This is a genomic window from Actinoplanes sp. DH11, from assembly GCF_020873875.1.
Lineage (GTDB): Bacteria > Actinomycetota > Actinomycetes > Mycobacteriales > Micromonosporaceae > Actinoplanes.
The window spans coordinates 127,800-142,234 of sequence record NZ_JAHWGU010000016.1; the positions used below are offsets into that span (position 1 = coordinate 127,800).

Consider the following 14,435-nt stretch of genomic DNA (forward strand, 5'->3'; position numbering starts at 1 on the left):
TGTACCGCGGTTAACCCGCGGTACCTAACCTCCGGCCACATGGGAAAGATCATCAATCGTACGATCGCCGGCGCCGGTGCCGTCGCGCTCACCCTGGCCCTCGCCGGCACCGCCTCGGTGGCCGGCGGACACCACTCGAAGGTGACGGAGCCGACCCTGACCGGGTTCGCGTCGCTGCCCGCCGGCACGTTCGTGCCCGGTAGCGAGCCGTCCGGCAGCCTGGTCACCGGCAACACCAACGGCTTCGCCGCGCCCTTCGCCGACCAGCCGATCCAGGGCTTCTCCGGCATCGCCGACAACGGTGACGGCACGTTCGACGTGCTGTCCGACAACGGGTACGGCAACCAGGCCAACTCCGGTGACTTCCTGCTCCGCATCCAGAAGCTCGCCCCGGTGTTCCGGACCAACCAGGTCGACGTGCTCGGCGGCGTCAACCTGACCGACCCGGCCGGCAAGGTGCCGTGGAAGCTGACCCGCCCCGACCGGGTGCTGACCGGCGCCGACTTCGACGTCGAGTCGATCGTCAAGGCCGCGGACGGCTCCTACTGGATCGGTGACGAGTTCGGCCCGTACCTCCTGCACTTCGACCGCGCCGGGCGCCTGCTCGCCGCACCCACGCCGCTGCCCGGCGTGATCGCGCCGGAGACCGCCGCCCGCACCGGCGCCACCGCCACCCTCGGCGGCAGCAAGGGCTTCGAGGGCCTGGCCCAGTCGCCCGACGGCCGCTACCTGTACGCGCTGCTCGAGGGCACCGTGACCGGCGACGCGGCCGGGCGGCTGCGGTTCAACGAGTTCGACACCCGGACCCGGCAGTACACCGGCAAGCGCCTCGCCTACCAGCTGGACGCGCCGGCCCACGCCATCGGTGACGCCATCGCCGTCGACAAGGACCGCTTCCTGATCATCGAGCGGGACAACGGCCAGGGCGCCACCGCGGTCAACAAGAAGATCTACCTGGCCGACAAGCGGGACCGTAACCGCGACGGCCTGCTCGACAAGACCCTGGTCGTCGACCTGATGAAGGTGGCGAACCCGCGCAAGCTCGGCGGTTTCGGCACCACGTTCACCTTCCCGTTCCAGACCATCGAGGACGTGGTGATCCTGGACGCGAAGACCATCGCCGTGCTCAACGACAACAACTTCCCGTTCTCCAGCGGCCGCACCGCCGGCGTCGCCGACAACAACGAGTGGATCACCATCGAGCTCCCCGCGTCGCTGCGCCCCGACAAGCGCGTCCTGAAGTAACAGCACCCCGCGCCGGCCGGTGCGTCACCTCGGCGCACCGGCTGTTCGGCGAGTGTCCATCCGGCGTGAGTCCGCGCCTCGCCGGGAGCGCCTAGCGTCAGCGGCATGGCCGCGGTGATGGAGGCGACCAGGACCGCCGCACGGGACCTGGTCCGGGACGAGACGCCGGCGCGGCTGCGGCTGCTGGCCTCGCTCACCGCCGGCGCCGCCGCCGCGCTGCTGCTGGTGACCGGCCTGGTGATGGACACGGTGCAGGACCAGGTCCGGGTGATCGGCCATCAGGCGGCCCCGCTCGCGGCCACGTCCGCCGACCTGTACTTCGCGCTCAGCGACCTGGACGCGCAGGCCACCCGGATCCTGCTCGCCGGTGACGCCGACGCCTTGGCCGGCAGCCGGCTCGACGCGCTCGGCGCCTACCGGGAACGCGGCCGTCAGGTCGACGCGGACCTGCGCGACGTACTGACGATCAGCGCCGGCAGCCCGGAACAGCGACTGGTGACCGACCTGCTCGACGGGCTCGCCGTCTACCGCCAGCGGATCGGCCAGGCACTCGCCGCCCAGGAGCAGGCGGCACGCACGACCGGCCCGGCGACGCCTGCGGGCCGGCTCTCCGACGACGCTCTCGGCTATTACACCCAGGCCACCACGGTGCTGCACGAACGGCTTCTGCTTGACGCGCAGCGACTGCGGGCGACGAGCGAGGAAAGACTGACGAGGGCGTACGAAGCCAAAACTTCCACCGAGTCCGCAGGAGGGTTTTTCGCCGTCCTGCTCGGAACGGCATTGCTGATACTGCTGGTCCTGTCGCAGGTGTGGCTGGCCCGCCGCTTCCGGCGCACCTGGAACCCGGCCCTCATCGCCGCGACCGCGATCAGCCTGTTCCTGGTCGTGGCCGTCACCGCGGTGCTCGGCGCGCAGGGCAGCCGGCTCACCGAGGCGCGGGCCGGCGGCCTCCAGCCCTATCTGGAGCTCTCCGAACTGCGGGCGGTCGGCTCCGACGCGGCCGCGGACACCAGCCGGTACGTGGTGAGCGGCAACCTCGCCTACTACCGGGACGACTTCACCGGGAAGTCGACGCTGCTGACCGTCGGCGACCTGGACAGTCTCGCCGGGGCGGAGGCGGTGCGGCGCTGGGCCGCCTACCGGGACAGTCACGAACGGATCCTCGGGCTCGCTGATGACGGCCGTACCGCCGAGGCGGTGACGGCACTGACCGGGATCCGGCGCGGCGACGCGGCGTTCGACTTCGCGTACTTCGACGCCGCCGTCGCCACGGTCACCGACGCCCGCCGGCTCGAGTTCGACCGGGGGCTGCGCGCGGCGGAAAGTTCCCTGACCGGCGCGGTGACCGTACCGGTCGTGGCGCTGGTCCTGGTCATCGTGCTTGTCGCGCTCGGGGTGCGCCGGAGATTGGCGGAGTACCGATGAAGGCCCGGACGGCAGTGCTGCTGCCTCTGCTGCTGGTCCTTGCCGGCTGTGCCGAGCATCCCGAACCGGGGCCACCGCCGATCGCCTGCGCGGCCGGCACGACAGGTGGTCAAGGCTCGTCCGCGCAGACCAACGCGTTGCAGGCCTGGATCAAGGAGTACCAGATCGCCTGCCCCGAGGCGGCGATCCAGTACACCAGCACCGGCTCCGGCGCCGGGGTGCGCGCCTTCCTGGCCGGTGACGGTGACTTCGCCGGCACCGACACACCGCTCTCCGCCGCCGACCGGACCCGGGCCGAGCAGCGGTGCGGCGGACCGGTCGTGCAGCTGCCGCTGGTAGCCGGGCCGATCGCGCTGGCCTACAACGTGGCCGGGGTGGGCGAACTGCGGCTCACCCCGGAGACCATCGCCCGGATCTTCAGTGGAGTGGTGCGGGTCTGGAACGACCCGGCCGTCGCGGCGGACAACCCGGCCGCCGCGCTGCCGGCCACCGAGATCCGGACGATCCACCGCGCGGACAACTCCGGCACGACCGAGAACTTCACCCGCTACCTGACGGCGGCCGCGCCGGCGGCCTGGCGGCACGGCAGCAGCGGGGACTGGCGGGCGCCGGGCGGTGCGGCGGAGCGGGGCAGTCACCGGGTGGCGGCGGCGGTGGCCCGGACGGAGGGGGCGATCGGATATGTGGAGTCGTCGTACGCGTCCGTCAATGATCTGCCGGTGGTGTCCGTCGGCGGCGACGGGCGGTTCGTGGCGCCGACCAACTCGGCGGCGGGCGCGGCGATCGAGAACGCCGGTCTCAGCGATGCCGATGGTGCGGTACGGCTTGATGCCTCTTGGTCCGGTGGGACGGCCGGTTACGCGTACCCCCTGGTCCTGATCTCCTATGAGGTGGTGTGCCGGACCGGCGCCTCGGCCCTGACCCGCGCCTTCCTCGCCCACGCGGCGGGTGCGGCGGGGCAGGACACGGCGCAGGCAGCGGGGTACGCGGCCCTGCCGGAAGCGCTGCGCAACCGGGTAGCGCAGACCGTGGCCGCCCTGCGCTGACCGTGGCCGCCCCGCGCTGACCGATTTTGTTCACGCTCATCCGGCCGTTCGGAGGTCCTTCCGCCGTCGATCCGGCTCTGTGGGCGACCGCCCGGGGTCGGTTAAGGTGAGCGCTAACATTCGCGGGTCGAGGGGAAGACGAAGTGACATACGGTTCCAAGGCGTTGCGCCGGGCCGTGCTGCGGGCCAACCTGATGATCCCGGCGGCCGGGCTCGCCCAGCTGACCTGGGGAAACGTCAGCGGCATCGACCGCGAGGCCGGGCTCTACCTGATCAAGCCGTCCGGTGTCGCGTACGACGAGCTCACCGAGGACCACCTGGTCCCCGTCGACCTGGAGACCGGCAAGGTGCTCGGCGGCGACCTGCGCCCGTCCGTGGACAGCGAGTCGCACCGCGCCTTCTACCTGGCCTGGCCCTCCATCGGCGGGGTCACGCACACCCACTCCACCAACGCCGTCGCGTTCGCCCAGGCCAACCTCGACATCCCGCTGCTCGGCACCACGCACGCCGACACGTTCAACGGCCCGATCCCGGTCACCCGCGGCCTCACCGCCGCCGAGTGCGCCACCGACTACGAACTCAACACCGGCCGCGTCATCGTCGAAACCATCGGCGACGACGACGCCGCAGCCGCCATGCCGGCCGCCCTGGTAGCCAACCACGGCCCGTTCACCTGGGGCGCCGACCCCATCAAATCGGTGCAGAACGGCATCATCTGCGAGGCGGTCGCGGAGATGGCCCTCAAAACCCTGGCCCTGAACCCGGCCGCGACCATCCCGCAGCACCTGCAGGAGCGGCACTTCAAGCGCAAGCACGGGCCGGGCGCCTACTACGGCAACCCCAAGCCGGCCTGACAGCCGAGCTGATCGCTCCCGGCTCGCGGTCGTTGTCGCTTCCGGGCGACCAGGCGAGCAGCGGTGCCCGGCGTGGTGTTCGCCTGCCCCCGCTCTGTTGCGGTCCCCGGATAAGTAGCCGCGGTCGGTCGCGTTGAGGTCAGCACGGCGAAGTTGATCTGCTAGCGCTACGAAATCGCTGTGATCATGGGGTTGAAACCGCGATTTCGCATCGCTAGCAGATCAACATCTCGACGGGGACCGCCCGTCCGGCGCTACCCTCGGCCACCATCGGGGAAGCGGGTTCGATGCGCGGGCGGTGTCGGCTGGGCGGCGGTCAGGCTTGCGGTGGCGGTATCGGCTGGGCCGCGATCCGGGGGTGCGGTGGCGGCGGAGTGGGCGGGTAGCGGATCGCTGAGCCGGATTGTCGGCTAAGCCGGATGTGCTTCGCCGAGGGGCGGCGTGGCGTCGGGCCAGTGGTGTGCGGACTGGTCGGGTATCGCCGAGTCGGATTGTCCGCTGAGCCGGATGTGCTCCGGTTAGGACGGGCGCGGCGAAGGCCCGGTGATGTGCTGGCCGGTGGCGGCTCGCTGAACCGAATTGTCTGCCCGCGCGTTGGGGGCGCCGGCGCGTACCGCGTTGCGCCCGGCACCGGTGGCGGCCGGATCCTCTGCGTGCGCATTGAGTCGATGCGTGCCGGCGGGCTGACCGTCGACCGAGTGCGTGCCGGCCCGTTGTGCGGGTGCGACCTGGTGGACGGCGGCCTGGTTGGTGAGAGCCGTGTGGACCGGGGCGGCCTGGACCGGCGTGGCTTGGACCGGGGTGGCTTGGACCGGGGTGGCTTGGACCGGCGTGGCTTGGATCGGGGCGGCCTGTTCGGCGGGCGCGGGCTGGTGTGCGGGCTGTGTGGGTCGGGTGTGGGGGCTGGTGGCCTCGCGCGGGGCCGGGATCGGTGCCGGGCGGTGGACGAGGCCGGCTTCCCGGAGCCAGGTGAACCGGACGCCGGACAGGGTGACAGCGCTGCCGGCGGAGCAGAGGCCGGACTGCTGGGTGGCTTCCTCATGTCCGTAACTGATCATCAGGCTGACGTCGTCGGACCCGGCGCTGGTGTGCACCGCGTGGATTTCGCCGTAACCGGCCAGGCCGGTGGCGCCCCCGGTGAGCATCGTGGCGCGGCCGCGCAGGGGAATCGACAGCTCCTGGCCGCCGGCGCCGTGGATGTGCAGGGTGCCGGAGAGTCTCGGGGATCTGCGGCGTTCGAACCATCCGTTACCCACGGTGCACCGCCTCGGCCGGGAGTGTGTCGTCGTCGAGCACCCCTCGGACTGTAACGGCGCGCCGTGGCGATGGGCGGTTCTGTCACCGCTGCGGGTGATCGGATTCGGCCTGTAGGGCCTGGTTAACGCGTGGGTACGACGCCGACTGCAAGATCTCGGACAGTGTTCCGGACACGCTGTGTGATCGCAGCCGGGTACGTCAGCGGCGTGCCCGGCGGCCGGCCGGGGGAGCGGAACTGGCCCGCGGCACCAGGGACGGCGCCACCACGACGTCCTCCGGTGGGTCGTCGCCGGCGGGGCGGCCCAGGTGACGCAGGAGCAGAGTCAGCGCGCGCCGGCCCAGTTCGGCGAAGTCCTGGTGGACGGTGGTGAGCGGGGGCATGAAGTATCCCGAGTCGGGCATGTCGTCGAACCCGACGACGCTCACCTCGTCGGGCACCCGGCGGCCCGCCTCGTGCAGCGCGCGCAGCACGCCGAGGGCGATCCGGTCGTTGGCGCAGAACACCGCGGTCACGGCCGGGTCGGCGGCGAGGCGCCGGCCCTGCTCGTACCCGGCGGCCGCGTCCCACCACCCGTAGGTCACCGGCGGCACCGGCGCGCCGGCGGCGTAGAGGGTCTCCCGCCAGCCGTCCACCCGCGCCTGTGCTTCGGGCCAGTCGGGTGGACCGGCGACGTGGTGCACGGTGGTGTGGCCGAGTTCCAGCAGGTGGCGGGTAGCCAGCCGGGCCCCGGCGGCGTTGTCCACCCGGACCGTCGGGAACGGCTCGCGCGAAGGAGTGCCGACGGTGAGCGGCCGGGCGTCGAGCGCAGGCCGGGCATCGAGTGTCGGCCGGCCGTCGAGTGCGGGCTGGGCAGCGGGCGCGGGCTGGGCATCGACTGCCGGCTCGCCATCGACTGCCGGCTCGCCATCGAGCGTGGGCTGGCCATCGAGCGCGGGTCCGGTACCGGGCGTCGGCCGAGCATCAGACGGCGGGGCGTCGAGGGTGGCGGGATGGAGGCCGGGGCCAGGCTGGGGGTCGAGCGTAGACCCCGGACCCGGCGCCCGCCGGGGGCCGAGGACTGTCGGCCCGGTGCTGAGGGTGGCCGGTCCGGTGCCGAGGACTGTCGGTCCGGGGCTGAGGCCGGCTCGCCGCGGCCCGAGGATCGTCGGCTCTTGGCCGAGGACGGCAGGCCGCGACGGGTCGGTGAACTTGGAGCCGCGTGCCGCCGGCGCGGGGGCCGGGCCGGCCGGGCCGGCGCCACCGACCGCGACGCAGGCCATGCCGCCGGGCGCGTGGGTCAGGGCGGTGATCACCGATGGCTTCGGCGCGATCGCGATGATGCCGTCGACGTCGTGCTGGGCGAGCCGGTCGACGGCCTCCAGTACCGGCTTGTGTTCCAGGTCGCGGACGGTGGCGACGCTGACCAGGTAACCGGCGGCGCGGGCGGCGCTCTCGATGCCGTACAGCATGGATTCCGGGCCGAACAGCGTGGTCTCGAAGCCGATGATGCCCAGCGTGTGCGATTCGCGGGTGGCCAGGGTGCGCGCGGCCAGGTTGCGACGGTAGTTGAGCGACCGCATCGCGGCCAGCACCCGTTCCCGTGTCTCGGCGCGCACGTTCGGATGCTCGTTGATCACCCGGGAGACCGTCTGATGTGAGACGCCCGCCAGCTTCGCCACGTCCCGCATGACGGTGCCGCGCTCCTTGCCGCTGCGGATCTCACGGCGGGCCCGCGGGCTCTTCCGGCCCGCGTCGTCCGGCGGGGCCGACGGCGTGGTGGTTCGGGCCGGCGGTGGTGTGATCCGGGCCGGCGGGGGCGTGGCGGTGCGGGCCGGTGGCGGCGTGGTGGCGTGGGCCGATTCGTCCGGGCGGGTTGCCGGCGCGGTGGCGCGCCCCGCGTCGTCCAGGCCGTCCGCCGGGGAAGTCCCGCGCGCGGACAGGGAAGCGGACGGGACAGCGGACAGGGAAGCGGACGGGACAGCGGACAGGGAAGCGGACGGGACAGCGGACACGGAACCGGCGCGGGCCGCCGGGGCAGCGTCGCGGGCTGCCGGTGCGGTCGCGGGTCCGGGCTGGTGGGCGCCGGGTTCCGGGCCCGGAGCGGGTGCTGGGGTCGCCATTGGACGATTCCTAGCAGGTGACTGCCCGATGGCTCTGCGTGAGACCGCCGTTCTTGCAATCAGGCGGAAACAAAGATCGGGATCTCTTGACGGTGACGTTGAGAACGGTAACACTCACGAAACGCAAGCTGTGACGCCAGTCGCAGTGGGTCGAAAATCCCTGCGGTCAGACGTGTCGTGTCTGCCGCTGCTCAATTTGTGAACGGTAACACTTCGGGAGGTTATGGTGCGCAGGAACTGGACCGCGGCCGCGCTGAGCGGCGTCCTGGCCGTCTCGGTGCTCGCCGGTTGCGGCGGCGGCGACGGCGGCAACGGTGGTGACAGCGGCTCGGGCAATGACGATGGCAAGATCACTCTTGGGTTCTCCCAGGTCGGCGCCGAGAGTGGTTGGCGTACCGCTAACACCAAGTCGATCCAGGAGTCCGCTGCATCGGCCGGTATCGATCTTAAGTTCTCCGACGCCCAGGGCAAGCAGGAGAACCAGATCTCGGCGATCCGCAACTTCATCACGCAGAAGGTCGACGTCATCGCCTTCTCGCCGGTGGTCACCTCCGGCTGGGACGCGGTGCTCCAGGAGGCCAAGGACGCCGACATCCCGGTGATCCTGACCGACCGCGCGGTGGACTCGCAGGACACCTCGCTCTTCAAGAGCTTCATCGGCTCGGACTTCGTCGTCGAGGGGCAGAAGGCCGGTGACTGGCTGCTCAAGGAGTACGAGGGCAAGAGTGAGCCGGTCAACATCGTGGAGCTGCAGGGCACCACGGGCTCGGCGCCGGCCCTCGACCGGCAGAAGGGCTTCCAGGAGAAGATCGCGACGAACCCGAACATGAAGATCGTCAAGTCGCAGACCGGTGACTTCAAGCGTGCCGACGGCAAGACGGTCATGGAGACCTTCCTGCAGTCCACCCCGGACATCGACGTGCTCTACGCGCACAACGACGACATGGGTCTCGGTGCCATCGAGGCGATCGAGGCGGCCGGCAAGAAGCCCGGTACCGACATCAAGATCATCACGGTGGACGCGGTCAAGGACGGCATGACGGCCCTCGCCGACGGCAAGATCAACTTCATCGTCGAGTGCAGCCCGCTCCTCGGCCCGCAGCTGATGGAGCTGGTCAAGAAGGCCGACGCCGGTGAGGAGATCCCGGCCCGGGTGCTCACCGAGGAGACCACCTTCACCCAGGAGCAGGCGAAGGAAGCCCTCCCCACCCGCCAGTACTGATCGATCCCGCGGTGTCCCGGCCGGCCCGGCCGGGGCGCCGCGGAGGTTCGAAACGGAGCACGAATGGGCGAGCAGTCCCCGGTCCTCGAGATGACCGGGATCCGAAAAGTCTTCCCCGGCGTCGTCGCACTCGACGGTGTCGATTTCCGGCTGTTCCCGGGCGAGATCCATGCGCTCATGGGTGAGAACGGAGCCGGCAAGTCCACCCTGATCAAGGTGCTGACCGGGGTCTACACCATCGACGGCGGCCAGGTGCGGCTCGGCGGCGAGGTGGTGCACATCAACGGACCCCTCCAGGCGCAGCAGGCCGGGATCAGCACCGTCTACCAGGAGGTCAACCTCTGCACCAACCTCTCGGTGGCGGAGAACATCTTCATCGGGCGCGAGCCGCGCAAGTTCGGCCGGATCCAGTGGGGCCAGATGCGGCGGCGCGCGAGCGAGCTGCTCGCCCGGCTCGATCTGAACATCGACGTGTCGGCGCCGCTCAACACGTACTCCCTGGCGATCCAGCAGATGGTCGCCATCGCCCGCGCGATAAACGTGCCCACCGCCGGTCCGGCCGCCACCTCCGCGACCGGCACCGCCTCCGGGACGGGCACCGCCGCCGGTGGCGGAGCCAAGGTGCTGATCCTGGACGAGCCGACGTCCAGTCTGGACGCCTCCGAGGTGGCGCAGCTCTTCGCGGTCATGCGGCGGCTCAAGGCGGACGGCGTGGCGATCCTCTTCGTCTCGCACTTCCTGGACCAGATCTACGAGGTCTCGGACCGGCTCACCGTGCTGCGCAACGGCCAGCTCATCGGTGAGTACCGGACCGCGGAGCTGCCGCAGGTCAAGCTGGTCGAGAAGATGATCGGCAAGGAGCTGGCGGCGCTCGAGGACCTGGAGGACAAGGCCCAGCGGTCGCGCGAGCGCACCGCCGGCGCCGAGCCGATCGTCGAGGCCAGGGGGCTGGGCCGGGCCGGCGCGATCGCGCCGTTCGACCTGACCATCCACGCCGGCGAGGTGGTCGGCCTGGCCGGGCTCCTCGGTTCCGGCCGCACCGAGCTGGCCCGGCTGCTCTTCGGCGCCGACCGGGCCGACTCCGGCGAGCTGCGTTTCGCGGGCAAGCCGGTCACCCTGCGCGACCCGCAGGTGGCGATGAAGCGGGGGATCGCGTTCTCCTCGGAGAACCGGCGCACCGAGGGCATCATCGGCGACCTCAGCGTCCGGGAGAACATCATCCTGGCGCTGCAGGCCTCCCGTGGCTGGACCCGGCCGATCCCGCGCCGCCGGCAGGACGAGATCGTCGAGAAGTACATCAAGGCGCTGCAGATCCGGCCGGCCGACCCGGAGCGTCCGGTCCGCAACCTCAGCGGCGGCAACCAGCAGAAGGTGCTGCTGGCCCGCTGGCTGATCACCGAGCCGCGGCTGCTGATCATCGACGAGCCGACCCGGGGCATCGACGTCGGCGCCAAGGCGGAGATCCAGAAACTGGTCGCCGAACTCTCCGACGGCGGGATGGCGGTGCTCTTCGTCAGCGCCGAGCTGGAGGAGGTGCTCCGGCTCAGCCACAAGATCGAGGTGCTGCGCGACAGGCATCTCGTCGAGGAGCTGCAGAACACCGAGGGCGTCGACGCCGACCGCATCATGCAGACCATCGCCAGCGGAGCCACCTCATGACATCCCTTCTGAAGAACCGGCTGTTCTGGCCCGCCGCGATCCTGGTGGTGATGCTCGTCGTCAACGCGTTCACCTCGAACCAGTTCATCACCGTGCGCGACGGGCACCTCTTCGGCAGCCTGATCGACATCCTGCGGGGCAGCGCGCCGCTGCTCCTGGTCGCACTCGGGATGACCCTCGTCATCGCCACGGGCGGCATCGATCTCTCGGTCGGCGCCGTGATGGCGATCTCCGGCGCCGTCGCGTGTCTGCTGATCCGGGACCTCAGCGATCAGAACAGTGTCGGCCCGGTCCTGCTGATCATGCTGGTGGCGGTGGGAGTGTCGCTGCTCGCCGGCCTGTGGAACGGAGCGCTGGTCGCCGTCGTCGGCATTCAGCCGATCATCGCGACGCTGATCCTGATGGTGGCCGGACGCGGCATCGCCCAGCTGGTCACGGACGGTCAGATCATCAATGTGCAGTCCGGCCCGTACGCGACGATTGCCTCCGGCTTCTTCCTCGCCCTGCCGGTGGCCTTCCTGATCGCCGCCGCGGCGGTCGTGCTGATCACGCTGCTGACCCGGCGCACCGCGCTGGGCCTGCTGCTGGAATCGGTGGGCGGCAGCCCCACCGCGAGCCGCCTGGCCGGCATCCGGGCCCGGCGGATCACCGTGATGGTGTACGTGGTCTCCGGCGGTTTCGCCGGGCTGGCCGGTCTCATCTACAGCGCGAACATCAAGAGTGCGGACAGCATCTCGGCGGGCAACCTGATCGAGCTGGACGCGATCCTCGCCGTGGTGATCGGCGGCACCGCCCTGATCGGCGGGCGCTTCTCGATCGCCGGCACCGTGCTCGGCGCGGTCCTGATCCAGGCGATGACCGTCACGGTGGTCGCGGTCGGTGTGCCGTCCGAGGCGACGCTGCTGTTCAAGGCCGTCGTCGTGGTGGCGCTCTGCCTGTCCCAGTCCCCGGTCTTCCGGGAGAAGGTCTTCGGCCGGTTCACGCCGCGCCCGGCCGCGCGAGCGGAGGTTCCCGCGTCATGACGACCATCGACGCCACGCCGGACACCGGCAACAAGAAGGACTCGCCGAGCAACCCGCGCCGCCGGGTCTATCGGCCGAACACCAGGTACATCCCGATCCTGGCGACTCTCGCCCTGCTGGTGATCATGTACGGGGGCGCGGTCGCCAACTACGAGAACTTCGGTCAGCCGAGCGTCGTGGTGAACCTGTTCCGCGACAACGCGGTGCTGCTGGTGGTCACGGTCGGCATGACGTTCGTGATCCTCACCGGCGGCATCGACCTGTCCGTCGGCGCGGTCATCTCGCTGACCACCACGCTGACCGCCACCCTGCTCCAAGGGGGCTGGCCGCCGCTCGTCGTGCTGGTGCTGGTGCTGCTGATCGGATCGCTGATCGGTGCCGGACAGGGCGCGGTGATCCACTTCTTCAAGGTGGAGCCGTTCATCGCCACCCTGGCCGGGCTCTTCCTGGCCCGCGGCCTGGCGCTCTTCATCAACCAGCAGTCGATCCCGATCCGCGACGAGACCTGGAAGGCGATCTCGGAGTACCGGATCCCGCTCGCCGACGGCGTCGTCACCAAGCCGGTCGCCGTCGTCGCGGTCGCCGCGGTGCTGATCGCCGCGGCGGTGCTGGCCTGGACCCGGTTCGGCCGCAACGTGTACGCGATCGGCGGCAGCGCCGACTCGGCACTGCTGATGGGACTGCCGGTCGGCCGTACCCGGATCGCGGTCTACACCCTCAGCGGGTTCTGCGCCGCGCTCGGCGGCGTGCTGTTCAGCATCAACTCCACCTCCGGGTGGGCGTTGCAGGGCAACGGCCTCGAACTGGACGCGATCGCCGCCTGCGTCATCGGTGGTGTGCTGCTTACCGGCGGTTCCGGTTACGTCTTCGGCGCGCTGCTCGGCGTGCTGGTCACCGGACTGATCCAGACGATCATCATCTTCCAGGGCGACCTGAACGCCGCCTGGACCCGGATCATCGTCGGTGTCCTGCTCTTCGCCTTCATCGTTCTGCAGCGACTTGTTACCAGAAAGGCGAAGTGACATTGAGTAACGGAGAAGTCTGGTTCCTGACCGGCAGCCAGGGGTTGTACGGGCCGGAGACGCTGGAGCAGGTCGCCTCCCAGTCCCGCGAGATCGCGGCACGGCTCGACGCGAGCATCGACGCCGACGTGGTCTGGCAGCCGGTCCTGACCAGCGCCGAGCAGATCCTGGACGTCTGCCGCCGCGCCTCGGCCACGCCCGGCGTGCTGGGCGTGATCACCTGGATGCACACGTTCTCGCCGGCCAAGATGTGGATCGCCGGCCTGGACGCGCTGCGGGCCCCGCTGCTGCACCTGCACACCCAGCACAACGTGGAACTGCCCTGGTCCGAGATCGACATGGATTTCATGAATCTCAACCAGGCGGCGCACGGCGACCGGGAGTTCGGCTTCATCGAGAGCCGGCTGGGTGTGCCGCGCAAGACGGTCGCCGGCCACGTCAGCAATCCGGCGGTGGTGGCCCGGATCGCCACCTGGGTGCGGGCGGCCCGGGGATACTCCGCGATGCGCAGCCTCAAGCTGGCCCGGTTCGGCGACAACATGCGCGACGTCGCGGTCACCGAGGGCGACAAGGTCGAGGCGCAGCTGCGGTTCGGGGTGTCGGTCAACACGTACGGGGTGAACGACCTCGTGGCCGTCGTCGACCAGGTGCTCGACGCGGAGATCGACAAGCTGGTCGCGGAGTACGCGGACGTCTACGAGATCGCGCCCGAGCTGCTCAGCGGCGGGGAGCGGCACGACTCGCTGCGGTACGGCGCGCGGATCGAGCTGGGTCTGCGGCAGTTCCTCACCGAGGGCGGCTTCCGGGCGTTCACCTCCAACTTCGAGGACCTCGGCGGGTTGCGCCAGCTGCCGGGCCTCGCGGTCCAGCGACTGATGGCCGACGGGTACGGGTTCGGCGGCGAAGGCGACTGGAAGACGTCGGTCCTGGTGCACACGCTCAAGGCGATGGCCCCGGGCGGCGCGACCTCCTTCATGGAGGACTACACCTACGACCTCACGCCGGGCAACGAGGTCATCCTCGGCGCCCACATGCTCGAGGTCTGCCCGTCGATCGCCGCCGGCACCCCGCGGCTGGAGATCCACCCGCTCGGCATCGGCGGCCGGGAGGACCCGGTCCGGCTCGTCTTCGACGCCGCGCCCGGCCCGGCGGTCGTGCTCGGGCTGGCCGACCTGGGTGAGCGCTTCCGCCTGGTCGCCAACGAGATCGAGGTGGTCCCGCCGACCGCGCCGCTGCCGAAGCTGCCGGTCGCCCGGGCGGTGTGGAAGCCGGCGCCGTCGCTCTCCACGTCGGCCGAGTGCTGGCTGACCGCGGGCGGCCCGCACCACACCGTCCTGTCGTCGTCGGTGGGCACGGAGGAACTGGCCGACCTGGCCGAGATGGCCGGCACCGAGCTGCTGATGATCGACGAGGCGACCACGACGCGGTCCTTCGTCAAGGAGGTCCGCTGGAACCAGGCGTACCACCGGCTCGCCCGCGGCTTCGGCCGCTGAGAAGCCGCTTGAGAAGCTCCTTGAGAGGCCGCTGAGAAGCCGCCGGAGACCCCCGGCCCGTGCGTCACCCCCTTGGCTGCGCGGGCC

The 14,435-nt window shown here is 70.7% G+C and carries 11 protein-coding genes; 9 read left to right on the top strand and 2 right to left on the bottom strand.

The annotated features are described in order from the left end of the window. The first annotated feature begins 39 nt into the window (after positions 1–39). The 4 genes from LPA41_RS23420 to araD all read left to right on the top strand — a co-directional run bounded on the left by LPA41_RS23420 (position 40) and on the right by araD (position 4,573). Complete coding sequence (locus tag LPA41_RS23420) at positions 40–1,245, top strand: esterase-like activity of phytase family protein (protein WP_229072903.1); 1,206 nt, start codon at positions 40–42, stop codon at positions 1,243–1,245. A 105-nt stretch (positions 1,246–1,350) separates the two neighbouring features. Next, positions 1,351–2,673: a hypothetical protein gene (locus tag LPA41_RS23425; protein WP_229072904.1), complete on the top strand. Its 1,323-nt coding sequence runs from the start codon at positions 1,351–1,353 to the stop codon at positions 2,671–2,673. After that, positions 2,670–3,719 carry a phosphate ABC transporter substrate-binding protein PstS gene (pstS, locus tag LPA41_RS23430; protein WP_229072905.1) on the top strand — a complete coding sequence of 350 codons (1,050 nt, stop codon included), beginning with the start codon at positions 2,670–2,672 and terminating at the stop codon, positions 3,717–3,719. The genes LPA41_RS23425 and pstS overlap by 4 nt, the downstream gene beginning before the upstream one ends. 143 nt (positions 3,720–3,862) lie before the next feature. Then, complete coding sequence (gene araD / locus LPA41_RS23435) at positions 3,863–4,573, top strand: L-ribulose-5-phosphate 4-epimerase AraD (RefSeq protein WP_308036602.1); 711 nt, start codon at positions 3,863–3,865, stop codon at positions 4,571–4,573. 518 nt (positions 4,574–5,091) lie between these two features. On the opposite strand, the gene LPA41_RS23440 is transcribed toward araD, so the two are convergent. Continuing rightward, a complete protein-coding gene (locus LPA41_RS23440) occupies positions 5,092–5,829 on the bottom strand; it encodes a hypothetical protein (RefSeq protein WP_229072906.1) in 738 nt (245 codons plus the stop codon). 199 nt (positions 5,830–6,028) lie between these two features. Beyond that, positions 6,029–7,930, bottom strand: a complete 1,902-nt coding sequence (locus LPA41_RS23445; protein WP_229072907.1) for a LacI family DNA-binding transcriptional regulator — start codon at positions 7,928–7,930, stop codon at positions 6,029–6,031. 223 nt (positions 7,931–8,153) lie between these two features. Here LPA41_RS23445 and LPA41_RS23450 point away from each other — a divergent pair, with 223 nt between their 5' ends. From LPA41_RS23450 to araA, 5 genes are all read left to right on the top strand, one after another. Further along, positions 8,154–9,152 (top strand): ABC transporter substrate-binding protein, encoded by a 999-nt coding sequence (locus LPA41_RS23450; RefSeq protein WP_229072908.1) that lies wholly within the window; start codon positions 8,154–8,156, stop codon positions 9,150–9,152. Between the two features lie 63 nt (positions 9,153–9,215). Then, a complete protein-coding gene (locus tag LPA41_RS23455; RefSeq protein WP_229072909.1) occupies positions 9,216–10,811 on the top strand; it encodes a sugar ABC transporter ATP-binding protein in 1,596 nt (531 codons plus the stop codon). Then, positions 10,808–11,833: an ABC transporter permease gene (locus LPA41_RS23460; protein WP_229072910.1), complete on the top strand. Its 1,026-nt coding sequence runs from the start codon at positions 10,808–10,810 to the stop codon at positions 11,831–11,833. Before LPA41_RS23455 ends, LPA41_RS23460 begins: the two co-directional genes overlap by 4 nt. Next, complete coding sequence (gene yjfF, locus LPA41_RS23465) at positions 11,830–12,855, top strand: galactofuranose ABC transporter, permease protein YjfF (RefSeq protein WP_229072911.1); 1,026 nt, start codon at positions 11,830–11,832, stop codon at positions 12,853–12,855. Before LPA41_RS23460 ends, yjfF begins: the two co-directional genes overlap by 4 nt. A 2-nt stretch (positions 12,856–12,857) precedes the next feature. Further along, complete coding sequence (gene araA, locus LPA41_RS23470; RefSeq protein WP_229072912.1) at positions 12,858–14,348, top strand: L-arabinose isomerase; 1,491 nt, start codon at positions 12,858–12,860, stop codon at positions 14,346–14,348. Positions 14,349–14,435: the final 87 nt, after the last annotated feature.